At 57.9% G+C, this 23,767-nt stretch carries 21 protein-coding genes and 1 pseudogene; 16 read left to right on the top strand and 6 right to left on the bottom strand.

The window, feature by feature from the left end; translation table 11 throughout:
- Positions 1 to 3 precede the first annotated feature (3 nt).
- The 7 genes and pseudogenes from OB2597_RS03815 to OB2597_RS22450 form a co-directional block, all read left to right on the top strand.
- Entirely contained in the window at positions 4 to 429 is a 426-nt protein-coding gene (locus tag OB2597_RS03815) for a hypothetical protein (RefSeq protein WP_082851064.1), read from the top strand.
- Positions 430 to 1,443: a type IV secretion system protein gene (locus OB2597_RS03810; RefSeq protein WP_009804198.1), complete on the top strand. Its 1,014-nt coding sequence runs from the start codon at positions 430 to 432 to the stop codon at positions 1,441 to 1,443.
- Positions 1,444 to 1,460: 17 nt separating this feature from the next.
- Positions 1,461 to 2,141: a virB8 family protein gene (locus tag OB2597_RS03805; RefSeq protein WP_009804197.1), complete on the top strand. Its 681-nt coding sequence runs from the start codon at positions 1,461 to 1,463 to the stop codon at positions 2,139 to 2,141.
- A 5-nt stretch (positions 2,142 to 2,146) separates the two neighbouring features.
- The gene (locus OB2597_RS03800) at positions 2,147 to 2,869 is read left to right on the top strand and encodes a TrbG/VirB9 family P-type conjugative transfer protein (RefSeq protein WP_009804196.1); all 723 of its coding nucleotides are present in this window, start codon (positions 2,147 to 2,149) and stop codon (positions 2,867 to 2,869) included.
- Positions 2,870 to 2,871: 2 nt separating this feature from the next.
- Positions 2,872 to 4,314, top strand: coding sequence for a TrbI/VirB10 family protein (locus tag OB2597_RS03795; RefSeq protein WP_009804195.1), 1,443 nt, complete (start codon positions 2,872 to 2,874; stop codon positions 4,312 to 4,314).
- An 82-nt stretch (positions 4,315 to 4,396) separates the two neighbouring features.
- Positions 4,397 to 5,383, top strand: a complete 987-nt coding sequence (locus OB2597_RS03790) for an ATPase, T2SS/T4P/T4SS family (protein ID WP_009804194.1) — start codon at positions 4,397 to 4,399, stop codon at positions 5,381 to 5,383.
- Positions 5,384 to 5,459: 76 nt separating this feature from the next.
- A pseudogene (locus tag OB2597_RS22450) lies at positions 5,460 to 6,449 on the top strand (IS3 family transposase); the annotation flags it as partial.
- 126 nt (positions 6,450 to 6,575) lie between these two features.
- Here the strand turns inward: OB2597_RS22450 and OB2597_RS21740 are convergent.
- The 6 genes from OB2597_RS21740 to OB2597_RS03750 all read right to left on the bottom strand — a co-directional run bounded on the left by OB2597_RS21740 (position 6,576) and on the right by OB2597_RS03750 (position 15,086).
- Complete coding sequence (locus OB2597_RS21740) at positions 6,576 to 8,936, bottom strand: P-loop ATPase, Sll1717 family (RefSeq protein ID WP_067267174.1); 2,361 nt, start codon at positions 8,934 to 8,936, stop codon at positions 6,576 to 6,578.
- 125 nt (positions 8,937 to 9,061) lie between these two features.
- Positions 9,062 to 10,975, bottom strand: coding sequence for a type IV secretory system conjugative DNA transfer family protein (locus OB2597_RS03770; RefSeq protein WP_040609083.1), 1,914 nt, complete (start codon positions 10,973 to 10,975; stop codon positions 9,062 to 9,064).
- A 16-nt stretch (positions 10,976 to 10,991) separates the two neighbouring features.
- Entirely contained in the window at positions 10,992 to 12,908 is a 1,917-nt protein-coding gene (locus tag OB2597_RS03765) for a relaxase/mobilization nuclease domain-containing protein (RefSeq protein ID WP_009804189.1), read from the bottom strand.
- Positions 12,901 to 13,521, bottom strand: coding sequence for a helix-turn-helix domain-containing protein (locus OB2597_RS03760; protein ID WP_009804188.1), 621 nt, complete (start codon positions 13,519 to 13,521; stop codon positions 12,901 to 12,903). Before OB2597_RS03760 ends, OB2597_RS03765 begins: the two co-directional genes overlap by 8 nt.
- A gap of 412 nt (positions 13,522 to 13,933) precedes the next feature.
- Positions 13,934 to 14,110: a hypothetical protein gene (locus OB2597_RS22230; protein ID WP_009804187.1), complete on the bottom strand. Its 177-nt coding sequence runs from the start codon at positions 14,108 to 14,110 to the stop codon at positions 13,934 to 13,936.
- Between the two features lie 637 nt (positions 14,111 to 14,747).
- Positions 14,748 to 15,086, bottom strand: coding sequence for a DUF736 domain-containing protein (locus OB2597_RS03750; protein WP_009804186.1), 339 nt, complete (start codon positions 15,084 to 15,086; stop codon positions 14,748 to 14,750).
- Between the two features lie 524 nt (positions 15,087 to 15,610).
- Here OB2597_RS03750 and OB2597_RS03745 point away from each other — a divergent pair.
- The 9 genes from OB2597_RS03745 to OB2597_RS03725 all read left to right on the top strand — a co-directional run bounded on the left by OB2597_RS03745 (position 15,611) and on the right by OB2597_RS03725 (position 23,736).
- Entirely contained in the window at positions 15,611 to 16,084 is a 474-nt protein-coding gene (locus tag OB2597_RS03745; protein WP_009804185.1) for a TIR domain-containing protein, read from the top strand.
- Between the two features lie 209 nt (positions 16,085 to 16,293).
- Positions 16,294 to 17,241, top strand: coding sequence for a PfkB family carbohydrate kinase (locus OB2597_RS03740; protein WP_238529702.1), 948 nt, complete (start codon positions 16,294 to 16,296; stop codon positions 17,239 to 17,241).
- Between the two features lie 64 nt (positions 17,242 to 17,305).
- Complete coding sequence (locus OB2597_RS21225) at positions 17,306 to 18,718, top strand: toll/interleukin-1 receptor domain-containing protein (protein ID WP_040609059.1); 1,413 nt, start codon at positions 17,306 to 17,308, stop codon at positions 18,716 to 18,718.
- On the top strand, positions 18,715 to 19,413 hold the full coding sequence (locus tag OB2597_RS20830; protein ID WP_050759202.1) for an 8-oxoguanine DNA glycosylase: 699 nt from the start codon (positions 18,715 to 18,717) through the stop codon (positions 19,411 to 19,413). The genes OB2597_RS21225 and OB2597_RS20830 overlap by 4 nt, the downstream gene beginning before the upstream one ends.
- On the top strand, positions 19,410 to 20,000 hold the full coding sequence (locus OB2597_RS20825; protein WP_050759201.1) for a 7-cyano-7-deazaguanine synthase: 591 nt from the start codon (positions 19,410 to 19,412) through the stop codon (positions 19,998 to 20,000). The genes OB2597_RS20830 and OB2597_RS20825 overlap by 4 nt, the downstream gene beginning before the upstream one ends.
- A gap of 1 nt (position 20,001) precedes the next feature.
- Positions 20,002 to 20,466 carry a TIR domain-containing protein gene (locus OB2597_RS20820; RefSeq protein WP_050759200.1) on the top strand — a complete coding sequence of 155 codons (465 nt, stop codon included), beginning with the start codon at positions 20,002 to 20,004 and terminating at the stop codon, positions 20,464 to 20,466.
- Positions 20,463 to 21,014: a hypothetical protein gene (locus OB2597_RS21735; protein ID WP_148234672.1), complete on the top strand. Its 552-nt coding sequence runs from the start codon at positions 20,463 to 20,465 to the stop codon at positions 21,012 to 21,014. The genes OB2597_RS20820 and OB2597_RS21735 overlap by 4 nt, the downstream gene beginning before the upstream one ends.
- Positions 21,014 to 22,435, top strand: coding sequence for a tetratricopeptide repeat-containing protein (locus OB2597_RS21730; protein WP_161601028.1), 1,422 nt, complete (start codon positions 21,014 to 21,016; stop codon positions 22,433 to 22,435). The genes OB2597_RS21735 and OB2597_RS21730 overlap by 1 nt, the downstream gene beginning before the upstream one ends.
- Before the next feature lie 41 nt (positions 22,436 to 22,476).
- Positions 22,477 to 23,736, top strand: coding sequence for a tetratricopeptide repeat-containing protein (locus OB2597_RS03725; protein ID WP_050759206.1), 1,260 nt, complete (start codon positions 22,477 to 22,479; stop codon positions 23,734 to 23,736).
- Positions 23,737 to 23,767 lie beyond the last annotated feature (31 nt).

The raw sequence follows: 23,767 nt of genomic DNA, 5'->3' as shown, positions 1-23,767 counted from the left end.
TCCATGATCCACAGCTTGGCTTCAGTTCGGGCACTTGGTCTCGCAGCACTTGTAGTGAGTGCCCTGCCCTGTGCCGCGCTGGCCCAGACCCCGAGCACGAACCCTTCCGGCGACACGCCCTTCAACGCGATGGCTATCGCGCGGGACGAGGCCGACGCCTGCCGTGCCCCGAAGGCCTCTGCCGATCTGGCCGAGACTGCCTATCTGCGCAATGGCTACCGCGCGATCCTGCGCATCCTGATTGCCGAGGAGGCGCTTGCCTCGGAAACCTGTACCTGCCTGCTGGATCAGTTCACCTGGGATCAGGCGCTTGACGCCCTGCCCCGGTTCCAGACCTCGGACAACCCGCGCCTGCCCTTCAAGGTGCTCGATCTCTACGCGCAGGCCGACGCGCTCGAGGCGCAAGTTGTGGAGGCCTGTGCGGAATAGATGGGCGTCATTCGGGACATCCTGAGCCAGATCGATGCGGCGGTGGATACCGTGGCGCAGGACGGGTTCGTCTCCTCGGCGGGCGCGGTCGGCGACGTGATCTCCGCCGGGGCCGCGCTCCTCGTCGTGCTCCTCGGGATCAACGTGGTGATGCAACTCCGCCCCCTGCCCTTCGGCACCGGCTTTGCCTTCGGGATGAAAGTCGCGCTCGTGGGCATATTCGCACAGAGCTGGGACAATTTCAGCGTCATCTATAACATCGTCACGCAGGTCCCCGACTCAGTTGGCGCCTCGATCCTGGCGCTCACCGGCTCGGGCGACGAGGCCGGGGTCTATGAGAGCCTAGACAACATGGTCGCCCGCATCACCGCCTATGGCGACACGATCGGAGACCGCGCGGGCTGGGTTTTCGGGGCGGTCCTGGGTGCCATTTTCTTTGTCCTTTCCGCCGTTTTTGCCGCCGTCACTGCCGGCATCATCGCCTTCGCCCGCATCGTCTTCGCGCTGATGATCGTGATCGCCCCCTTCATGATCGTGACCTCGCTTTTCAAACCAACCCAGTCCCTCTTCGAGGCCTGGACCCGCGCCACCATCGGCTATGCCCTCATGCCGGTCGCCGCAGCCGGGGCTGCGGGCATCATCGTCGCCATCGCCGAGGCCATCGGCGACGCCTCCGCCGATCCCGGCGATGTCGAGACCGTCAGCCTCATCCTGCCCTTCCTCGTGATCCTCATTCTCAGCGCCGGGATCATGGCTTCCGTTCCCTATATCGCGTCCAATCTCACCGGCGTGGTGGGCATTGCCTCGAATGCCGTGGGTCTGACCGGCCTCGCGCGTCAGGGTTTCGTGAACACGCGGGAGTATGGCACGGGCGCAACCTCGCGCCTCGTCACCGGCAAGTCCCCGCATGAGCTGAACCAGATGGCCAATGCGGGCGTGGTGAAGACCGGTGAGGTGATCCGGCAAAGCCCCGGCGCGCTCCTCTCCGCCGCCAAGGCCTTCCGCAAACCCTGATGTGAAAGACGACTGACGTGAAGACAACCACAACCCCTTCCGCGAGCCATGATCGCGACGCTTTCGAGGCGGATTTCATCTACGGGCCAAGGCGGCGCGAGCGCTTCGCCTGGTTCGTCGCGGCGGCCGGCGTGCTGGTTGGTGTTGCCGGCATGGTCGCGGGCGCAAGCCTCTTTCCGCTCAAGACGACCGAGACCTTCGTGGTCGTGGTCGACAAGGAGACCGGCGAGATGGACCGGGTCGCCGCTGTTCAGGCACTCACACTCTCGGAAAGTGACGCCATCATCCAGGCCAATCTCGTGGCCTATGTTGATGACCGTGAAACCTATGACCTGACCGATGGCGAGCAACGCATCAACTCGGTCCTCGACCGCTCGGACGGAGATGCCGCGCGCACGCTGCGCGATCTCTGGTCCTCCACCAACGAAGACTACCCGATCACTGTCTACGGGCGCGACGCCAAGATCGAGGTGGTGATCAAATCGGTGAACCAGATCGAGCGCGGTGTGGCCCAGGTCCGCTTCACCCGCACGCTCCGCCGCCCCCGCGACACCCGCACCGTCACCCGGTCCTATGTCGCCACCGTCGGCTACGACTTCCAACCCGAAACCCGCCAGCGCCTTCAGGACGTCTGGGCCAACCCTTTGGGCTTCGTGGTGACCTCCTACCGCGTCGACGCCGAGACCCTGGAGAACTGACCAAGATGAAATCCCTTCCCGCGCTCCTCCTAGCGCTTGCCATGCCTGTTGCCGCAAACGCCGAGGCCACGCCGCAAGGCGGCCCGCTCGATATCCGCATCCGCACCGCCGTCTATAACGAAAACCAGGTCTACCGTATCGAGACCGATCTCAAGCATTCAACCACGATTCATTTCGGGGCGGGGGAGCGCTTTGAAGCTGTGATTGTCGGTGACACCGAGAGCTTCCAGGTCGATCCGATCCCGGAGCTCGGCAATGTGCTGACCATCAAGCCGCATGTGGCGCAGGCCTCGACCAACATGACGGTCATCACCAACCGCCGCACCTATTCCTTTCACCTGCGCGAAGGATCTATCCCGAGCCGCACCGGCATGTTCTTCGAGGTCCGCTTCCGCTACCCCGGCGAGGAACGCCGCGCGGTGGGCGCCACCCAGCCCAAAGGGTTCGAGGCCCCGCGTAACTACGCATATCGCGTCTCGGGCGAGGGCGATTTCCGCCCCAGCCATATCTATGACGACGGGCGCTATACGTATTTCGTCTTCCCGGAAAACGCCCGCCAGCCTGCCTTCTTCAAGGCCGATGACCAGGGCCACGAGCATACGGTGAACTGGACCCAACAGGGCAATACCGTCCGAGTGCTCGGGGTGAACACCTACTGGACGCTGCGCATCGGCGACGAGGCGATCTGTGCCGCGCGCGACGAAAGCGCGATCAACGTGAGCAACTGACCATGGCCGATCAAACCCCTCCCGATCTCCAGGACCGCCTCGATCAATTCAGCCAGCGCGGCAAATCCAAGCGCCGCGGCAACAGCCTCGGAGTCGGCGCGCTCGCCGCCGCCCTCGCCCTTGGCGGGGCCGGGGTGGCGTATTTCCTGGCGACCGGCTTGCGGACAAGTGACAGCGCGCTCGAGACCTCCGATGTCGAAACCTTCCAGGACCGCCGCCCTGGCACCGGCGGGCGACTGGAGTTTCCGCCCGACGAGACCGAGCAGCGGGTCAATGACGCGCTGATCGCTGTCGAGGAAGCGCTCGACGTGCCCGCGGCCCCTGCCCCCGAGCCAAGTGCCGAGGTGCTGGCCGAAATCGCCAAGCTCCGCGAAGCCCTCGCCGCTAGCCAGGCCGCCCGCAACTCGGAAATCCAGTCCGCCGTCGCGGACCTGCGCGAAGCCTTCGACGAGCAGAAGGCCGCGCTCGAAGCCATGCTGGCCGCAAAGGAAACCGAACTTGCCAACCTGCAGCGCCAGACCGAGTCCCGTATCGCCGGGTTGCAAGCCATGCTCGATGCCGAACGGGCACAGCGCGAGGGGCTCGAGTCCGAGCTCGACCGCGAAGGGCTGATCGCCGATCAACGCCTTCTCGAAGAACGCCGCCGTCAGGAAGAGGAACAACGCCAGCGCGAAGCCGAACGGGTCGCCGAAGAGCTTCTGACCGCGCAGATCAAATCCCCCGCCGTGGTCTACGCCGATGGTCCACGTGGTGGCCAAAGTGGCGCGGCAGTTGCCGATCCTGCTGCCGCTGGCACCGGGGGACCCGTGCTTTCCGGTAATGAGCAATTCCTGCAGACCGCCCGCCCGCTCGAGGTGCAGGAAGCCGCCCGCCTCGCTTACCCTGAGCGCACCCTGACCCAAGGGTCCGTCATCCAGGCGGCGCTTCAGACCGCCATCAACAGCGATCTGCCCGGGTCTGTCGTGGCGGTCGTCTCCGAACCGGTCCCGGCGTTTTCCGGGGACCAGATCCTGATCCCTCGCGGCTCCCGCCTTTTTGGCCAATATCGCTCCGGCATCGACATGCACCAGAAACGCATCCTGATCGTCTGGACCCGCGTCCTGACCCCGGACGGCACCTCGATGGAAATTGCGGCCGTGGGCGGAGACCAACTCGGGCGCTCGGGCCTCACCGGGCTTGTCGATACGAAGTTCGCCGAGCGCTTCGGCGGGGCGGCACTGATTTCCGTGATCGGGGCCGCGCCGGCCGTGGTGGCCGAGAGCGCCAACAACGAAACCACCAGCATCGTCCTGGGCGGTGTCGGCAGCGATCTTCAGGATGCCGTCGGTTCGGTGATCGCCGACCAGGTGTCGATCGCGCCGACGATCTATGTCGATCAGGGGGCCTCGGTCACCGTGCTGGTGGACCGGGATGTGGTGATCTACGGGGGTTCTGGTTCACAATGAGAAAGAAGCATCTGGTTTCGCGTTCGAGCCGCAGGCGAGAGGCAGCGAAACCAGATTCAATATTACCGGAACTACCGAATTGATGGATCAGGCGTCACCAGCCTCATACCTCGAGCGCTATCTCGACCCGTTCCGCGACCTGCTGCGGCGCGATGACGTGGTCGAGATCGCGATCAATCCGGACGGCAAGGTCTGGCTCGAGGTGGCGGGCGACGCCACCATGCGCCATGAAGGCCAGACCGTGGATCGCACCACCGCCCTCAACATGGCCCAGACCATCGTCGGCGATGCCAAGGCCCGCGTCTCTGAAAAGAACCCGCTCGTCTCCGGCAAGGTGGAATATGCAGGCCGCCCCCTCCGGGTCCAGGTCGCCGTGCCGCCCGCCATTGATCGCGGCGCCTCGATCACCATCCGCCTCTTTGCCTCGGGCAGCGTCCGGGACTACGCACCGGCCTATCTCTTCGGCAAGGCTGTCTCGCTCGATGCCCTCCGCGCCGAGAAGATGAAGAACATTGCCAGTCTCGCCGAAGAAAATCTCGAGGCCGCGCTGCAAACCCTGGTCGAGGCGCGGCTCAACGTCCTGATCAGCGGCGGCACCTCGACCGGTAAGACCACTTTTGCCCGCCACCTTCTGACCCACGTCAGCGAGCACGAACGGCTGATCACCATTGAGGACGCTTTTGAGCTGTTCCCGGGCCAACCCAATACCGTCGCCCTTCTGGCCGACCGCGGTTCCGGCTCGCAACGCAGTGCCAACGCCCTCCTGCAGGCCTCCCTCCGCATGCGCCCCGATCGGATCATCGTCGGCGAGTTGCGAGGCGCCGAAGCCCTGACCTATCTCGAGGCGATCAACACCGGCCATGGCGGGTCGGTCTCCACCATCCACGCGGAAACCGCGGAACTCGCCATCGACCGGCTGGCGATCATGGTATTGCAGGCGGGGACACCGCTGACCTTCGCCGAGATGCGGGAATACATCCGGAAATCCATCGATGTGATCGTGCAGCTTGGACGGGCCGAGGGGAAGCGGGGGATTACCGAGTTTTATTTGCCAAATCAAACAGTATAAGTAGACTTCGTGACTTGAGACCCGTTTCCTCCTCCATTGTGAGGTAGAGTCCGTCCCAACGAAGGAGGCGGACAGAATGAAGAGATCACGGTTCAGCGAAGAGCAGATCATCTCGCTCCTGAAGCAGCAGGAGAGCGGCGTTGCGACGGCGGACGTGTGCCGCGAGCTCGGGATCAGCTCGGCGACGTTCTACAAGTGGAAGGCGAAGTTCGGCGGGCTCGAAGTTTCGGATGCCAGGAGGCTTAAGGCGCTGGAGGACGAGAACGCCAAGCAGAAGAAGCTGTTGGCCGAGCAGATGCTGGACAACGCGATGCTGCGAGACGTTGCATCAAAAAAATGGTGACGCCCGCGGCCAGGCGGGAGGCCGTGGCACATCTGTGCGAAGCGCATCAGGTGAGCCAGCGGCGGGCGTGTTCTGTTCTGGACGTTGACCGGTCGAGCGTGCGGTATCGCAGCGTGCGCCCGGACGATGCGGATTTGCGTCAGGCGATGAAGGTCGTAGCAGCGGAGCGTCGCCGGTTCGGCTATCGCCGCGTGCACGTTATGCTGGAGCGGCAGGGCTGGCGAGTGAACCAGAAGAAGCTGCAGGTAAGGAAACGCGGCGGCCGGAAGCGGGCCCTCGGGACACTCAGACCGATGTTTGTTCCAGAGAAGCCCAACGAACGCTGGAGCCTCGGATTTCGTCTCTGACGCCTTCACCGACGGGCGCAGGTTCCGTGTCTTGGCCATCGTCGACGACTTCAGCCGGGAGTGCCTCGCCCTGGTCGCCGACACCTCGCTCTCGGGGCTGCGTGTCACGCGGGAACTGACCACGATCATGACCCGACGCCAACGACCCAGAACATTTGTCAGCGACAACGAGACGGAACTGACCAGTATGGCGGTGCTCAGATGGTGCCAGGAGACGAGAATCGACTGGCATAGCATCGCGCCGGGCAAGCCGATGCAGAACGGTTTTGTTGAGAGCTTCAATGGCAGCTTCAGGGACGAACACTTGAAGAAAACCCTGTTCTCGTCACTGGCCGAGGCCCGCGAAAAGATCACAACATGGAGGGATGACTACAACGCAACCTGACGCCCGAGGAATTTGCAATGAAATCGAGACTGGAAACCCAGGCCGCATGAGGCCAGAAATCAATCGACGGATTCCCCCAAAGGCTGGAGGGAAGTCGGGTCTCAGGTTTGACTGAATTCAGTCGAACACATCCATTGCTTCAACTTGATCCCAATTGAGCATCATTACCGGCTGTTTTGAATTCATTTTCAATGTAAGGTGCTCAATGAATATTGGATGAATGGCAAAAATCAATGCCGCTAGCACATCCTCGCTTTCCAAATTCTGAGCATATCTTGGATTAAAAAAGTAGAAATCAAAATCATCTAAAGATACCCCCCCTAACTGAACGGCGTCAGCCCGGATACCCAAAAATCCGATCTCATAAAGAAACCTAACTTTCTGCCCAAGCTTACTTATCTCACTACGGCCATACATTTCGAACCGAAGACCTTGCAGCTTTTCACGAAGCTGTTCGCATGAAAGAATCTGTGGGGAAGCCTTAAACGTATCTAGAATTTCCCGCAAATTAGTAAACGTATCTGAAAACTCGCCAAGGAACTCTTCCTCAACAATTCGATGCGTCTGCTCCGAAATAATACGTGCAACATATGACGGAGATACTTTCTCATTTCTTTTGTATGCTAGCTCAGCGCGGGCAACTATCCGTGTATAGTGTAAAAGTACATCCCGCGGCCTAAAAAACGAATGTCGGAGTACGTTCAAGAATAGATCAATAGAAAAGGCCGCGCCATTGATCTTGACGTCAACACTATCTGGAAGTCTCCTTCCGCTTTCTTTCAGGACCTGTCGGAAGCGACCGAGAGCTCGATTTCCTAACTTGTCCAAGCGTGAATCTGGAACTCCCCAGACCACCTGCAATCTCTTCCTCAGCATTGTGAGTAGTTCGTAGGGTTGCCAGCTAATTTCTTCGTTGATCTCCCCAACGATCGCGTCTCTACGGCGCAGTTGCACCTCATAGAGTCTGTCTCTCGGAAGTGGCACGCAGAAATCCAAATGTGGCCCGAGCAACTTATAGAAGTCTTGGTTCGGGGATGAGTTATCTGGGCTACGTAAATGATCGATGAGCTCGACAAGTCCCTGGATCCAGAATATCTCTCGTTGCTCCCACCTACGCCTTTGATCTTCCGGGAGATTTCTATCCTTAATATCTTTTCGATACTTCTGAATTTCGGTGTCGAACCTGTCCAAGCAAAATAGAAATCTTCGATTATTTGGATCTCGTTGAACTGTTTCAATCAGCCCTTGGTACGCGGTACCTAGAAGGTATTCAGTGCAAGACTGTACGTTTATCAATCGTAAAAGGTCAGACTTGAACCGAGACTCATTCACTGTAGATGCTTTCGCTATACAGTCTTCTATGAACTCCCTCACAACCCCGACAGACATATTGAAGAGCGCCTCATATCGACCCGAGTCGCATTCAAATCGTTCCACATGTGCTTTTTTCGGGAGAAGTTTGCCTAAGGAAGTGTCGCCCACGCACGAGATAACACTCTTGACCATGCAAAGAGAAAGAAAGACCGGCCAAATATAGTCGAAGACTTTCGACTCTTCTGCTGTGTAAGTTAAGTCGCCCTCGGCGGATTTGAACGTTAAGTCTTGCAATAGATAGTGAAGATTCCAGTCGTTCACTTCCACGTCGATGGGATCGAAATAGAGTTCCGAGTTCTGAAACTTGTACACTTTCAGGAGCGTCGTTTTTCCAGAGCCCTTTCGACCTGTAAATGCAATTTTGTGATACTTGCCAATAGCTCTAAATGCACTCGTCTTCACAAAAAATTCGTTGGAAAATTCATCTATGGTAAAGCTTGTTCGTTCTGCTTTTCGGAAAAAGGCGTCACTCACCTCAATGCCACCATCCATTCCCTTCTCACAAGATATTGAATCAACTTCGGAAATAGCAACCGGGTCCAACAATATACTATCGACTTCCGTTTGGATTCTATCGAGTTCCGGATCGTTTTCGCGCCAACAGTCGAGAAGATCTCGACAAATGGCGTCAATATCTGGCTTTGTTTTTGAGGCAGTTCTATCTGGTAAATAGGCGGGACCTGTTGTTTGTATCGGCTTGAATTGACTCAAGTCGCGGGTTAGCTCTCTACCATTAAAATAGTTTGGCAACGCTTGATCGGAGTTCGCTTTCCAGACTACTGGTATGAACAAGGGGGGTTTGCCATCCTGTCTCCCTTCCAGCCTATCAACGATAAACATATATTCGGTTAGTACCCCCGACTTAATATGTTGGTCACTCTTTACTTTATAGTCTGGGGAGAAAAGTGCCAGAACTGCGTCTGCAGAAAGTAGATCCTCCTTCATGAACTTCCCTAGGTCGGATCCGCTCCGATTATTGAAGTATGCTTTGAAGTCTACTTTTTCTTCACAGATGTTTGACAAATGCGCCAAGAGAAATTTGATGGCATCTTCATCGCCATCTGCAGTTGAGAACGACACAAAACAACTAATTTTTCTCGGCATGCGTCTTCCCATTTCTAGAGCCAACTACCGTTCAAATTCAACTGTTTGAACTGATCCTGTCAACGGGAAATCCGAATGCTTGCAGATGCACTCGCTATCGTGTCCTGTCGCAACTCCTAATACTGTCAATGCCCCATCAACTCCTCGATGAAATCCTCCCGCGCATCCAACACTGCCTCCCATTCCTTCGGCACCGCCGCGTCCCGATCGAGCGTCTCCGGCTCTGGTTGCCCGCGCCCGGCCTCCATCGTCCTGACGCTCATCGCCCGCGCTTTGCGCCGCTGCGAGCGATCCCGGACAAGCGCGCGTTCGGTCGGTTTCGCCGGCTCGTCTGCGCCGGCCTCATCATCGCCGTTGCTACCCCAAGGCCCCACGCCCTGCACACTCGGCGGATAGGGGAACGGCTTGCCCTCCTGGCGGGCCAGCATCTGCTTGAAGAACGGATCGTCGTAATACTTGACCCGGCTCGCCTTAATCGGGTGCTGGGGCGAGGCGAGGATGATGACCTCGTCGGGATCCATCAGGCGCGCTTCAGTCTCTGAAAGCAGCGGCCGCTCTTCCAGCCGCGCTGATGTCGAGGTCGCGCCAAGGAAACCCTTGTTGCGGCCGTACATGCGGGTCACCGCCTCGCGCGTGGTGCTGCCGACGGCGGCGGAGACCTCCTTCACCGTGCGCTGATCACGGGGGGTGATGTAGAGCTTGAGCCCTGCCCCGTTCTCGAGGCTCTCCCGGCCTTCGGGGCCATAGATCCGGTCGAGCGAGGCCAGCGACTGCGCGATCATCGCGACGCGACCGCCATAGCTTGCCAGCGAATGGATCGCGCGTTCGAGATAGGGCATCGCCCCCATCTGCTGGAATTCGTCGATCATCATCATGACCGGCCAGGGCTCATCCGGGCCCGGCTCGTTCAGGCGGATCGAGGCGATGAGGTCGGCGAACATCAGGCGCAGGAGCGGAGCCAGCGTTGCGATGTGATCCTCGGAGACCGCGATATAGAGCGACTGTGGGGTCTTCCTGAACGTCGAGAAATCAAAGTCACTGTCTTGCGTGGCCGAGCGCACCGCCGGGTTGTCCCATTGCTTTAGGCCGGCGGTCATCAGCGCCTGGATGTTCGAAGTCAGCAGCCGCGATGAGGCCGAGGCCGCATTGGTCCAGAGCTCGCGCAGGATGTCTTCCTCGGCCTCGTCGGCATAGGTCTTGTACTGGGCGTTCTTGTATTCGCCCCCGGCAACGATCTTGTTTACCTCGCCAAGGTTCGGCGTGCCGCGCTGGATCGCCAGTAGACAGGCCGCGACAAAGATCGACTTGCCAGCCTCGGAGAAGGTGTCGAGGGTCTTGTTGTCCTTGTCGAGGAAGAGGTCGGCGAGGATCGAGACCTCGGTGAAACGCTGCGCGAACGTCGGGGCCTTGGCGATCCGCGCGAGTGGGTTGTAGCGATGCGTGGCGTTGGCCCAGTCAAAGGGGCTGAAGCGATAGACCTCGTCGCCGTTCAGCGCCCGGAGCCGCGCGGTTTTCTCGAAGTTCTCGCCCTTCACGTCGAGCACCACGACTGAGCCTGCAAAGCTCAGAAGGTTCGGGATTACGAAACCCACACCCTTACCGGCACGGGTTGGCGCCACCATCATCACATGCGGGATGGTCGTCGAGGAGATGAACTCCGCCTTCGAGGTCGGAGCGCCGAGCTTGCCACAGACGAAGCCCTTGCCCGGCGCCTCCAACATGTCGTTCTTCCTCAGCTCCGCCCTGGTCTGCCAATGTGCCGATCCGTAGTCGTCGCGCTCTTTCTTCCAGGTCCAAGCGAGCGCCAGCGCGCCCAGGCCGATCGCCCCGAAGCCGACGGCACCGAAACCCACCTTGAAGGCTTCAGGATGCGCTGCACGTGTGGTCGCGCTCGCCTTCCAGAGCGCCAGCATGTCGTAACTCTGAAACCCGGTTTTCAGGGCCAGGGTTAGGTAGAAGGCAGCGACGATGGTGCCGATGACGGCACCGCAGATCACACCGAAGAGGAGTGCTGCCCAGAGGGGAAGTGTCTTGGTCATGGTGGTCATCTCCCCCTCAGAATTCCATCTCGTCATCGAGACCGCGGTCGCGACCCAGCTCCTGCGCCTCCTGCTGGCCGCGCAGCCGCGCCACTTCGGTCGCCTTGTCCTGCTGCAACCCGGCGGCGCGATCGGTGAAGACCTGATCACCCGTTTCCTCGAAGGTCATCTCCAGGAACTCCTGCGTGACGGTGATTTGATCGAGCTTGCTCGGCAGGGCCGCATCCAGCACCTCGTAGTTGCCGCGGCGAAGTTCGGCCAAGCCTTCTTCGCCCAGTTCTTTGAAGAGCTCGGATTGCAGAGTCCGCTCGATGGTCTCTTCCTGTGCCTCGGTGAGCTTGCCGTCCCGCAACATGTCGGCGAGGTCCTGCAGGTAGGGATTGGGCGTCCGGTCGTCCTCGTCGATAAGTGGCAGGATCTCCTGTTCTTCGTCCGCGAGAGTCCGGCCGATCTCGACGCCCAGTTCCTTGGCGCGTTCCATCAACGCGTCCATCACACCGTCGACCTTTTCGAGCGCGGCATCGAGCTGATCGTCGTTGGCTGCCTCCACGCTGAGACCGTCTTTCGCCAGCACTGCGTTCATGTCCCGCTCGACCCAATCCTGCGCCATGCCGTAGTTCCGCGTGCCACCCGCCGCGATCCGCGCCACCAGTTCCTCGCTGTCCATGCCCACCTCCTCAGCACGCTCGAGCACGTCGCGCAGCCCCTCGTCCTTGCCGGATTGCAGTGCCGCGATCAGCACCTCGCTGCCCGCCCCGGGCGGATAGGGTTCTTCGAGCTGCTTGCCAAAGCGCGCGCGCAGTTCCGGGTCCGGCACCATTTGCGAGAGGTCCGCGATAATCGGAGCGGCCTTGGCTTCAAAAGCGGCCCGCTCGGCTGGATCCAGTTCCTCGGCCTTAAGCCTCAGCGCCTCAATCGTGCGCTCGGAATAGTCGATTGCATCACCGACGGTCTTGATGTCCTTCATGTCTATCTCTCCTTCGGTGAAGTTCCACGGCGTGCCCGAGCCAAGCCCGTCCGCCATGCCGCGCAGGGCGCGCGCCATGTGGCGCTGGTCCATCCGGTCCAGCAGGTCGGCGAGGTTCTTGTAGTCCTTGGCGAAGCCCACCACCTGCGCCTGGGCGATGGCGGTTTCCTGGGTCGTCATGACGATCTCGCGCGGCAGGCGGGCCTCTTCCTTGGCGCGGTAGATCTCCTCGATCCCAGCGGGCTTTTCAAAAATGCCGCGCTCGAGCCGGGTGGTCGCGTCAAGCATCACGCCATAGCGTTCGGCGATTTCGGCCTGCTTCTCGCGCATGAGCTGCGGCGACATCACGCCTTCGGCCCAGCAAGAGAACCAGGTGCCGTTTTCGACGCCGCGATTGTTCAGGATGATGTGTGCGTGCTTGTGCGCGCGGTCGTCATGGACCGCGAGAACATAGTCCCATTGGTCGCCATATTCGCCACTCTCGAAGAAATGCTCCGTCCAGTCCATGGCGATGTCGCGGACCTGGTCAACGGTTACGTCGGTCGGGAAGGACAGCAACATGTGGGAGGTGAAGCCTAGCTTGGTCGAGCCACGCCAGGTCCCGGCCCAATCCTCGATGATGTCCTCTTTCTGCTCTTCAGAAAGCACCGCCGCATCGGTCAGGGCGTTGGTCATCGTGGAGTAGGTGTAGACGGCCTTGTCGTTGATATAGGAGAGCTGTGCCCCGAGGCTACACCTCGTCTTGCAGCCCCCTGCCCGGATCCGTTTGAAGACCGCCGCGCGGCTTTGCCCCGACGCCGCCTTCAGCGCGTTGCGCGCCGACAGGGATCCGACGCGCGCGAAACTGCGACCCTGCCGACGCCCCGCCAGCCGCGCGTCGATCCGCGCCGCGGCCTGCCCCCGGATGCGCTCATCCTCCCAGAGCCGGCCCATGACCGAGGCGTAGAGGGCGAGCGGATCAGCCATTCCTGACGAGCCTCAATCCGCTCCCGATCGTGCGCGGGCCATCCTCCAGAACCGCGCCCTCCTCCCCCTGCCCTTCTTCCTTTTTAGGCCACTCCTGAGCACGCAGCGCCAGCGCCGCATCCTTCATCCGGCCCATTTGACGGCTCATCGACTGCGCCAGATTCAAGAGTTCGATCAGCACCGCGCGATCCGCCTCCGAGACCTCCAACCGACAGCGATGGACCGCCTTGGCGAGAGCCAATCCGGCGTCGCTCACATCCTTCGCCTGACGCCATGCCGCGCAGAACTCCGCGACCAGATCACGGGGTACATCGAGGAATCCGCACCGTCCTCGCAGAACCGCATTCAGCGCCTGGGACCGGTTGGCAAAACCCCGCGCGCGCCACTCGGCGTCGAAGGCATCGAGCTCGGATATGCTTGCCCGGAATGCCACCGTCTCGCTCGGGTCGCGCACCATTATGCCCTCGCCCGCCTCCTCCCTCGCGAGCCGGTTCACGTGGCGTGGAGAGATGCCGTACGCCGCCGCCAGGTCCTTCGCGCTTTCGCCCGCCGCAAAGCGCCGCGCGACTTCGATGCGCTCTTCAAGCTTCAGGTTTTTCGCTGGCCTCGGCACGGGTCAGACCCCTCGGACAAAATGTGCAAACATTGGCCATATCCTGCCAACGTCTTCCTTCTCTCCTTCGCGTATACTTCAATAAATCACATTGCGCAATATTACGTTTTGCATGATGTGTTTTTTTGCGGGCATTGGACACCATCAAGACCCCGCGTTGCGGCGCGACATGGAACGGGTCCCGCCCTCATCGATGCAGGACAACCAGGTCGAGTAGGCTTCCGAAACTTGCGCTCAAGCAGCACGCAACGACGAGCAGTCCGAGCGCCCGAGCCGGTCACGGATCGGCCACCAGGAACACGAATACGGCCCGCGCGGGATGGCGCGGGTCGCACCCTCTGAAGGCGTCACGAAGCTTCTGAGAGACGACGTCAAACCCCTGCGGACCCGAAGACCCGCAGGGGTGTCTGGGTCAGTGACCCAGTCCCTGAGAGCGCAGGTCGTCGTAGCGGCTGCGTGCGATCAGCGCTTCGGTCTCGAGGCTGTCGAGGGTCTCGGGATGGGCGTCTTCTTCGAAGGCGGCGAGGTAGGCTTCGAAGGCCATGTCGGCTTGCAGTTCGGCGAGGTCGATGGATTGTTCGAGTGTCACGGTGTGATCCTTTCCGTTGATCGTCGTTGGACGGATCGTGGAAAAGACCGGGGGCATGAGAGCGGGCTGCACCCGGCACGGGGCGGAATGAAATGGAGCACGCCGAGGGCAGGTTTGTTGTGAGCGATGCCCCGCAGCGCGTAAAGCGCGTCAGCCGTCCAGAAACCTGTCCCTGGCGTTGCCGACCGCTCGACCCCGGGCTAGCGATCTGAGAGGCCAACAGGTCGATGGAAAGGCGCGCGGCGGTGACACGGATTGGAGACGATGCCCTCCAGACGCATGACGTTCATCTGCGGCTTGCACCCTCGCTCCACAAGGTGAGTTCGCCGCCCCTAGGAGCTTCGCCAACACGACCCAGGCGCGTGTTGCTCGAAAGAGAGAAGGGGTGCGCTTGCCTCGCTCAGCGAGCTGCCAGCTCTCCCTGCGGACATTCGGTTCCGCATCGGGTTCCCACGATGCGCCCTCTCACAGAGCAGAAAGATCGAAGCCGCAACTGCGACATATCCCGTCTGACTACCCGCCACTACGTCCGAGTCCGAAATATGCGGCATTCTTCGGACACTGATCTTGCGCCCGCCCAGGACCAGTTCCTCGGAACGAGAAAAAGCCAGACCGCCGGAGCGGTCTGGCCGTTGGCTTAGGCGGCCTCTTTGGGTCCCCAGGGGATGACGGCCTGCAGAGACAGATCGTCCTGGTTGGCAGCCTTGCCGAGGTTGGCGTTGAAGCCGTGATCGCGGATGGTCAGCGTGTAGTAGTCGGCGCCGGTCTCCTTGTTCTGCTTCTTCCAGATGCCGCCGCACTCGATCAGCTTGCCGCGCGGGGAGCGGCCGAGGACGCGGTGCGTGGGGGCCATCGGGTTCGTGCTCGCGACGGGTTCGACCGTGATGTCGAGGTCGAAGGTCAGGGTCGAGATGGAACCTGTGCCCTTGGCGGTTTCGATGTCGGCGCTGGTGAATTTGATGCAGTTCGTGGTCATTGCTCTTCTCCATGTTTGCGTTGCAGCACGAAGTGCGGTCATGCAGCTTGCCAAGGCCCGGCCACACCGAAGGCGAAGCGCAGCGGAGAGGGGCAGGCGCCGGTCTTTTTGATCCGCGCGGAATGACCCGCAGGGTCAGGGGAAAAAGATCGGCGACAACCTTTGTGGACGGGACGACAGCTGCGACCAGCATGTCATGCAACTCAGACAAAGGGAGAAGTGTGGTGGCCGTGACTGAGAAATGGGGGAACAGCTGAGGGAGACGTTGCCAGTCGAAACCAGCGTTCCGAACCGCTCTTCCGCAAAAAAGTTCACTGAGCTAAATATCGAGAAACGGACCCTTGTTGTTGAGCGGCCACGCGATTCCAAAGACGCAAATATGGGTCAGAGGAACCATTTCGGTTAAAGCTATGCCATCCTGTCAACGAAGCCGTTGAGGCGCATCGGAGCGATGCGCGACTTCCAGTTGACCGGCTGCCCAGCTATAGTCGACGATAAGTGACCAACATCAAGTAGGTGGCTAAATGGGGCTTCCACGCACTTTCGTCGGATTCAGCAGCACCGACATTCATTACTATCGCTTGATGCTCGCATGGAAGCAGCACGAGCGTATCGACTTCAACTTCGCGAACTGCCAGCTTGCTCAAGAGATCAATTCGGAGAACGAAGCGTATATCAAACGAAAGTGCCGCGAGAGGATTGATTTGGCCGGTACGTTTGCCGTTCTTATTGGTCAGGACACCCGATCCAAGCATAAGTACGTCCGCTGGGAAATGGAGGTCGCGAGAGAGAGGGGGTGCCGCATCATTGGCATCAATCTCAATGGATCGCGTTACATGGAAGAGGCTACGTGCCCTCCTATTATCAAGGGTATTGGGGCCATATTTGTTCCGTTTTCTCCAAGAATTGTGGCACATGCTCTCACCAACTGGACAATGGAAACCAAGGATGATTGGCACTATCAGGAGCCAGTTTATCAGCGGCTCGGCTACAAGTGACAGGATTACGCACGCCAATTCATATAGCTGGAGGGCTTTATCGGGAGATTTGCCTTCACCCGGCGTGGAACACCTTGCTTGGCTCCGGTGGACGCGCGGCACAGGCGCTTGCCGCTCTTGGTGACAAAACAATCCTTCACAGCTATTTTGAAGATGATCAGTCGATTGCTTTAGAGCCGTATCGGGACAGCGGCATCACCTTGGAGCTGATGAGGCGCCAATCGCCGATAGCGTTTGCTTACTTTCATCCACTATCCACCCCCCACCTTGAACCGAGCGATATTGCGCAAGAAAGAGCGTTCCATGTGGATGCGGAGACAGTGTTAAGGTTTGGCCTAGTCGAGGGGGACGCCGTGGTGCGCGCACGGCGTGCTATCTTTGACCCCCAAGGCACGTGGGGGTCTCTCCACTTTAGGCGGAATGGCTCGGAAGCAGACGAGATAACGCTCGTCCTAAATGCCCGGGAGCTCATTAGTGGGACCGGAATCTCTGACCTCGAAGATTCAGCGCGTAGTCTTGTCAACACGGGCGCCGCCTCGGTTGTCATAGTAAAGCAAGGCGTGTGCGGAGCTCTTGTCATCGAAAGCAGGAAGAGGACAATGTTCGTACCAGCCTTTCGCTCTTCTAACGTCTTCAAAATTGGCACCGGTGACGTTTTCTCTGCGACCTTCGCACATTACTGGGGACTTGAGGGTGAGGATGCAACGGCAGCGGCAGAACAGGCGTCGCTCGCCGTAGCATACTATGTGCAAAATCGCGACTTTCCGATAGAGCGGCAGCATCCAATGTTAGAACCGGTTGGAGGTATGCTGCGAGGCCCTGTTGCTGTCTTGGCTGCATCGAACACGTTGGGTAACAAATACGTGCTTGAAGAGACGCTTCACCGCTTGGGGGAGCTGGGCGTCCGTGCCGAACATGTTCATACGCCCCCGACTGAAGAACAACACGCAGCTTTGTTGGTGCTTGCCGATGGCCTTTCCCGCGACTGCATCGCTGATGCTGTAGCGCTTTCTCTTGCCGGTCAGTCAGTAATAATACTCGATGAAGCGCAATCCGTGGTGCTTGAGAACCCACGCCTGAAGGTCATTCTGGCCAGAGATTTCACGAGTGCTCTCTACCAAGCGGCTTGGGCGACCTCGACACCCAGAACAATCTAAGGTTTAGCTTGTATCTATCCTCTTTCTAACATTCTACTGAAAGCGGTTAGGTTAGGAGATTTGTTTGGCGGATATTTATGTCATTTACGGACGTCAAGACGAAGGCCGCACCGAGAAGCTGGTCGAGCTATTGTCTCGACGCTGGACTGTGTGGTGGGATAGGCTCGTCAAGCAACGATTTATAGATGAGATGAACGCGGAGCTCGCAGCTGCAAGAAGTGCCCTCGTACTCTGGTCAGCAGCATCAAATACAAAAGACACCGTGATTGACGAGGTTCGACTCGCTCAACAACACAACGTAAAAATCATCTGCGCAAGTCTTGATGGGAGCGGCCCGGCATACGGGTTTGGTGGGTATGCTACGGTCGATCTCTCTTCATGGAACGAACGGGAGGATCACGAAGCTTTTTCGCGTCTGTTTAACCGTTTGACTGCAAACCTTCCGCCTACCAAACGGTCGAGGCGCCCCCCTGATATTGCAAATGGGCGCCTTCCGTTGCCTAGCGTCTTTCTCTCAGTCTCTTCCTTTGAAACACAGCTCGTTCCTCATGGTGCCGTCAAGGCGCTTGCGTTAGCACGAGCGCCAACGTTGCTTGTCTCGGCTTGGGACTTAGTCAAACGGCGCAAACCGGATGCGCTGATCGATGCACTCAATGAATATAAGGACACTGGAGGCTTCATCCTGCTGGATTCAGGAAATTATGAGGCTAGCAGGCTTGCAGCCAAGCGCTGGACAACAAGTGATTTCGAAGAGGTCCTTGGTACGGTCCCGTTCGACTGGGCGTTTTGCTTCGACAAACCTAAAACGAGACTGCCCAGTAAGGCATCGCGCTTGGCCGATGGCATCATTGAGAACACAAAACGTGATCAAGCGATGACGGGTGCACCGGTGTTGCCGGTGATCCATGTGCCACGCTTGAAATCTGGAGGATACAAGGCTGAGCTGATACCAACGGTTACACGGCTAGTAGCCGAAACGCTCCATCCGCCTATGATCGGAATTCCAGAGCGTGAACTTGGCGCTGGTATCCGCCAGCGTGTCGCAACAATGCAAGCTGTACGCCGTGAACTTGACAGGCTGTCCTTTTACCAGCCAATTCACTTGCTCGGTACTGGCAATCCATGGACGGTAGGAATATTGGCCTCTGCCGGTGCTGACTGCTTTGATGGTCTTGAGTGGTGTCGGACCGTTGTTGACCACGAAACTGATAGGTTAAATCACTTCCAGCATTTTGATCTGTTCACCGACCAGACGCGTTTCGCCGACTTGGCGATTGCCAGCCAAGCGCTCGACGATCCTGGCGTCGAATTCGCTGGGAAAGTTGCATTCCACAACATCGACTATTTCAAACGCTTCAATGTGAAGCTACGAGAAATGGCAAAAGAAGATAGATTGGAGAGCTTCGTCACCAGTCGGCTTGGGAAGGCAGCAACAGAGATGCTTCTCCGGCTTAACCCGGAGGTATTTAAGACATGAGCTTTGAAGGCCGACAGTTGCAGTCTGCGGTGGCAAGTATCTGTCCCGACATCGAAAGCCGAGTCTCCCAACGCAGAGATGTAGCAGACGAACGTGCGTTGTGGTGGGAGTTGTCTGCCTGTGTGTTAAGTAGTCAAGTTCCCTTTTCTTTGGCCACCGCCGCAGCCGACGCGATCGACGAAGCAGGAGTTCTGTACTGCAATAATCACTGCGGCAGCGTTGGAAATTCGATCCACGGCATACTGCATATGCCGTTGAAGGTTGGTGGTCGCGAGCGGCTCTACCGCTTTCCTTCAGTCAGAGCTGTCCAACTTGAACGCATTCATTCCAGTGTTTTGGACAACGCGGACAGTCTGTCGACCCTAATTGCAGGTTTCGCTACAGCGAGCCACGCACGCACTTGGCTCGTGGAAAACGCACATGGCATTGGCCCGAAGCAAGCAAGCATGTTTCTGCGGAATGTCGCGCTCACATATGACTTGGCGATAATCGATCGACACGTTCTCGATTATATGTCTCTGACTGGCCTTCATTCGAAGGGAAGTAGCGCAGTCAGTTCACTCAAGCACTATTTGCCGCTTGAGGATGTACTACGCGTTCACGCGGAAGAACTTAAATGTCCCGTGGGCATACTCGATTGGGCAATTTGGATCGTAATGCGCATCGCCAAGCAACATAGGAGGTACGCGCAATGAGCATCGTCACACTAGTATCAGGCGGCCTAGATTCTACGTTGGTTGCCGTACTTGCTCGCGAGGAAGGACTAGAACAATATCCATTATTCGTCGATTTTGGGCAGCGATCAAAGGACAAGGAGCTCGCCGCTTGTCGAGCCGTTCTCGCCCGGTTGGGATTGCCAGAACCAAAGGTAGCCAAGCTTGAAGGTTTTGGGGACTTAATCCGCTCAGGCTTGACAGATCCATCTCTGCGGGTGTTGGAAGATGCCTTTACCCCTGGACGCAACCTGCTATTTCTCTTGGTGGCATCGTCTTACGCCGTTCAGCGTGGAGCTGATGCCGTTTCCATTGGTCTGTTGCACGAAGATTCCAGCCTCTTCCCCGACCAGACCAACAATTTCCTAGCCCAAGCAGAGGCCTTGCTTTCATTGAGCATGGGAAAATCGATGCGAGTAATTGCTCCGCTGGCAGAATTTCATAAAATCGATGTCGTTGCGCTGGCACAGCAAAAAGGTATCGTTGGAACCTATTCCTGTCACTTAGGCAATGATGAGGCATGCGGCGCATGTATCGCATGCAATGAATTCAAGTTTGAGGAGGAATGACATGGGCGGCGGTGGCGGCGGTGGCTGGAGCCAATTAGGCAACATAAGCGCACTTGAGCAGAAGGCACGCGATGCCCTTACTAGCGGAAAGCGGAATGTTTTCATAAGTTTTGCAACGGAAGACATCAACGAGGTCAATCTATTACGCGCTCAGGCTAAGAACGAGAATAGTGATATTGAGTTCAATGACCACTCGGTTCGTGCTCCTTATGACAGCGAACGCGCAGAATATATTCGCCAGAAGATTACCGAGCGGATCAACCGTTCCTCTGTGACGGTTGTTTATGTTTCCGATAAAACAGCAGAAAGCCGATGGGTTAGTTGGGAGGTTCAAAAGAGCCTTGAGTTGGGGAAAAAGGTGGTCGCCGTGCACGCTGGCGACCGGTTTACCGGACGCCAGCCGAGTTGGTTGAAAAACGGAATTAAGATGGTCCCTTGGTCCAAACTGGCACCGGAGATCAAATGACTATTTCAGCGATTGCATGTCTCGCCGGTCGCCGGATCGACCCTAATGACCGCGAAACGCCGCGTTTTCCGCTGCAATGTGCTCCTGCAGTAGGAGAGGCAATCGCGGCTGTGCTTAAGGAACAAAAAATTGCCCGACTGGTTTGCGCAGCTGCTTGTGGTGCCGATATTTTGGGGCTTGAGGCCTGCCAAGCGCTAGACATACCCGCCACCATTATTCTTCCGTATGCAGCGGCCGAGTTTCGCGAAGTGTCTGTCACCGACCGTCCTGGTGATTGGGGGCCGCGCTTCGATAGAGTAGTAGCACGGGCTCGAACGCAATCGGATCTTATTGAATTAGGCTATGAAAGGTCAGACAAGAACGCGTTCTCAGAGGTTAATCAAAAAATAGTGTCACGCGTATCAGGGGCAAATGCCCGTGAGAAATTCGCTATTGTAGTTTGGGAAGGGCTCGCACACGGAGAAGACGACTTCACGGCTGATCTCGCTGAACACGCCGGGGCCAAGGGTCTCAAAATCATCGAGATTCTTACTATGGGCCGCACTTGATGGCAATGTTGCGGCGACTGATAGGTTGGTTCTCAACTAGGGGCAGTCCAGTACCCGATCCGCATATTCTTGAGCTGCGCAAGAAAGGTCGCCGAGCCGCCGTAATCTTCTTACATGGCTTTTCGGGTACAGCGGACGGAACTTGGACAGACTTTTCCAGATTGTTCGTCGACGACCCTGAGTTCTCTGATTGGGATGCGTTCAGCATTGGATATCCGTCGCGGCTCTCGCTCGATTTTCCGTTGTGGGAAGCAGATCCCGGTATCCGACTATGCGCGCGCAGTCTTGCCACCAAACTAACCTCGCGCACGTTAGCAGGATATGATTGCATCGCACTCGTTGCCCACAGTATGGGCGGCCTTGTCGCGCAACGCGCAGTGCTAGACTCATCATGTTTTGACGGTCGTCTATCGCACCTAGTCCTCTTTGGGACGCCGAGCGCAGGCCTGGCAAAGGCTGGCCTCGCACGACTACTCAAATTTCAGCTTCGCGACATGGATAGCGGGGGAGCGTTTATCTCCCAACTACGTACAGACTGGGCGCACCAATTCGGAGCAAAAAGTCCGTTCGCATTTATCTCGGTTGCTGGCGAGGTAGATGCCTTCGTTCCGTCGACGTCGTCGCTCGACCCGTTCCCAGTTAGTCAACAAGCCGCGATCCCGGGGAACCATCTCGATATTGTCCGCCCCGCCACGCGGGACGACTTGGCTTACGACATTGTAAGGCGGTTGCTGCGTGGCAACGCCCCCTTACACTCAGTAGCGGATACAGCACGGCTCGCAGTCGAGCGCCGGGAGTTCCAAAGCGCCATCGACATACTTGAGCCAATAGTTTCTGAACTCGACGACAACGCCATTGTAACCTTGTCGCTCGCCCTAGAGAGCCTTGGTCGATCACAAGCAGCTCTCAATGTTATCGAAACTTGGGCAGATGGTCGGGATCACCTGGATCCGCGCGGAGTTCTGGCCGGTCGGTTAAAGCGGCGGTGGTTGCTGGAGCGTCGCCAAACGGATTTTGATCGAGCGTTGTCACTTTACAATGAAAGTCGAGCTGCGGCCATTTCGGCAGGGAATTTTGCCCAAGCATATTATCAGGGAATTAACGTCGCCTTTTTGCATCTAGCGTCAAGCGCCGATCATGATCCAATCCCGCAAGCCGCAGTTGAGGCAGCACGCCTTGCGCTTGAACATGTAGAGTTGGCTCCTCCCAGTCCTTGGGGACTAGCGACACGCGGTGAGGCCCTGCTTGTACTGGGCTGTTTAGAAGATGCTGTCGCGGCATATCGTGACGCAATTGCAGCGGCCACGTCGGTACGTGCTAAGAATTCGATGTATGTCCAAGCGACAGCTGTGACTGTGCGCATTTATGGAGCTGATGCGCGCGATCAAATCGATCACGCTTTTGGCATAGTGCGGTCATAACGGCAGGCGGTAACAAACGACACAGGCCCAATGAGATGAAGATGTCCGACGACCGTAAAGTTTGTTTTGTTGTCATGGGGTTCGGGAAGAAGACCGACTATGAAAGTGGTCGGACCCTCGACCTGGATGCGACGTATGAGGCAATCATCCGCCCCGCAGTAGAAGACGCTGGCCTTCGCTGCATACGAGCCGACGAAGTTACCCATTCGGGCGTAATTGACCTCGAAATGTATGAAATGCTGCTGCGATCAGACCTCGTCGTTGCAGACATCTCAACCGGAAATCCCAATGCCATCTACGAACTCGGCGTCCGCCACGCGCTTTGCCCAAATTCAACTATTGTTATGAAAGAGGATGCTGGTCGGCTCTATTTTGACCTAGACCACATAAGTACTTTCCAGTACCGGCACCTCGGAGAAGATATCGGTGCACGAGAAGCTGGCCGAGCCTCACGCGAGCTCCGGCTTCTTATTGAAGCCGCACTAGCTTCTGGTAAACCCGACAGTCCCGTATACACGTTTCTTCCGCGATTGCGGCGCCCTATGTTGACCGAAGAAGAATTTGATGAGTTGGTCGATGAGATGGAAGCTGATCAAAAACGACTAGCAGACCTGATCCGCCAAGCCGAGACGCTGGCCGAGGAAAGCGATCATGCCGGAGCAGCGGCAGCCTTCCATGCAGCAAATACGCTCAAACCGAACGACCCCTTTATCGTGCAGCAATTGGCGTTATCTACTTATAAGGCCGCGCAGCCAGATCACATCTCCGCACTAATCGAGGGCATAAAAATCATTTCTGCGCTAGATCCAGACCAATCGAATGATCCAGAAACACGCGGAATTACGGGGGCAATGTATAAGCGACTGTGGCTTGCCACCAACCAGCCTGGACAGTTGGATATGGCGATCCGTCATTACCGTCGAGGGTTTGAAGTGCGAGGCGATTATTACAACGGTGAGAACCTAGCTACCTGCTACGATATGCGGGGAGCACAGCAATCAAATCCAGACGAAGCGCTATTCGACAGGATGAGTGCACGAAAAACACGCGAAAGCATCGTTGCCAATCTTGAGCGCCTACTAAGGGATCCTAACTCAGCTGAGCGAAGTGACATGAAATGGATCCACGCCACGATGGCCAATTGTCTTTATGCCCTTGGCGATAGCGATGCTGCCGCCGATCATGAAAAGCGTTTTCGTGATTCTGATCCGGCAGTCTGGGAGATCGCCACCTTTGAGGAGGGACGAACCCATGCGTTAGCCACTGGCGCAGCGTACAAAGGTAGACAGAGCAACCAATAACCCTGAGAGAGATGACCACAGCCAACGAGGA

Source organism: Pseudooceanicola batsensis HTCC2597 (genome assembly GCF_000152725.1).
Classification (GTDB): domain Bacteria; phylum Pseudomonadota; class Alphaproteobacteria; order Rhodobacterales; family Rhodobacteraceae; genus Pseudooceanicola; species Pseudooceanicola batsensis.
Note: the sequence above shows the minus strand (reverse complement) of the source record. Positions and strands in the feature narration are given on the sequence as shown.

Bases quoted from the DNA above. Each gene is read 5' to 3' on its own strand.
- OB2597_RS03815 (WP_082851064.1), top strand. From the start codon at position 4: ATGATCCACAGCTTGGCTTCAGTTCGGGCACTTGGTCTCGCAGCACTT.
- OB2597_RS03810 (WP_009804198.1), top strand. From the start codon at position 430: ATGGGCGTCATTCGGGACATCCTGAGCCAGATCGATGCGGCGGTGGAT.
- OB2597_RS03800 (WP_009804196.1), top strand. From the start codon at position 2,147: ATGAAATCCCTTCCCGCGCTCCTCCTAGCGCTTGCCATGCCTGTTGCC.
- OB2597_RS03795 (WP_009804195.1), top strand. From the start codon at position 2,872: ATGGCCGATCAAACCCCTCCCGATCTCCAGGACCGCCTCGATCAATTC.
- OB2597_RS03790 (WP_009804194.1), top strand. From the start codon at position 4,397: ATGGATCAGGCGTCACCAGCCTCATACCTCGAGCGCTATCTCGACCCG.
- OB2597_RS21740 (WP_067267174.1), bottom strand. From the start codon at position 8,936: ATGCCGAGAAAAATTAGTTGTTTTGTGTCGTTCTCAACTGCAGATGGC.
- OB2597_RS03770 (WP_040609083.1), bottom strand. From the start codon at position 10,975: ATGACCAAGACACTTCCCCTCTGGGCAGCACTCCTCTTCGGTGTGATC.
- OB2597_RS03765 (WP_009804189.1), bottom strand. From the start codon at position 12,908: ATGGCTGATCCGCTCGCCCTCTACGCCTCGGTCATGGGCCGGCTCTGG.
- OB2597_RS03750 (WP_009804186.1), bottom strand. From the start codon at position 15,086: ATGACCACGAACTGCATCAAATTCACCAGCGCCGACATCGAAACCGCC.
- OB2597_RS03745 (WP_009804185.1), top strand. From the start codon at position 15,611: ATGGGGCTTCCACGCACTTTCGTCGGATTCAGCAGCACCGACATTCAT.
- OB2597_RS03740 (WP_238529702.1), top strand. From the start codon at position 16,294: ATGAGGCGCCAATCGCCGATAGCGTTTGCTTACTTTCATCCACTATCC.
- OB2597_RS20830 (WP_050759202.1), top strand. From the start codon at position 18,715: ATGAGCTTTGAAGGCCGACAGTTGCAGTCTGCGGTGGCAAGTATCTGT.
- OB2597_RS20825 (WP_050759201.1), top strand. From the start codon at position 19,410: ATGAGCATCGTCACACTAGTATCAGGCGGCCTAGATTCTACGTTGGTT.
- OB2597_RS20820 (WP_050759200.1), top strand. From the start codon at position 20,002: ATGGGCGGCGGTGGCGGCGGTGGCTGGAGCCAATTAGGCAACATAAGC.
- OB2597_RS21735 (WP_148234672.1), top strand. From the start codon at position 20,463: ATGACTATTTCAGCGATTGCATGTCTCGCCGGTCGCCGGATCGACCCT.
- OB2597_RS21730 (WP_161601028.1), top strand. From the start codon at position 21,014: ATGGCAATGTTGCGGCGACTGATAGGTTGGTTCTCAACTAGGGGCAGT.
- OB2597_RS03725 (WP_050759206.1), top strand. From the start codon at position 22,477: ATGTCCGACGACCGTAAAGTTTGTTTTGTTGTCATGGGGTTCGGGAAG.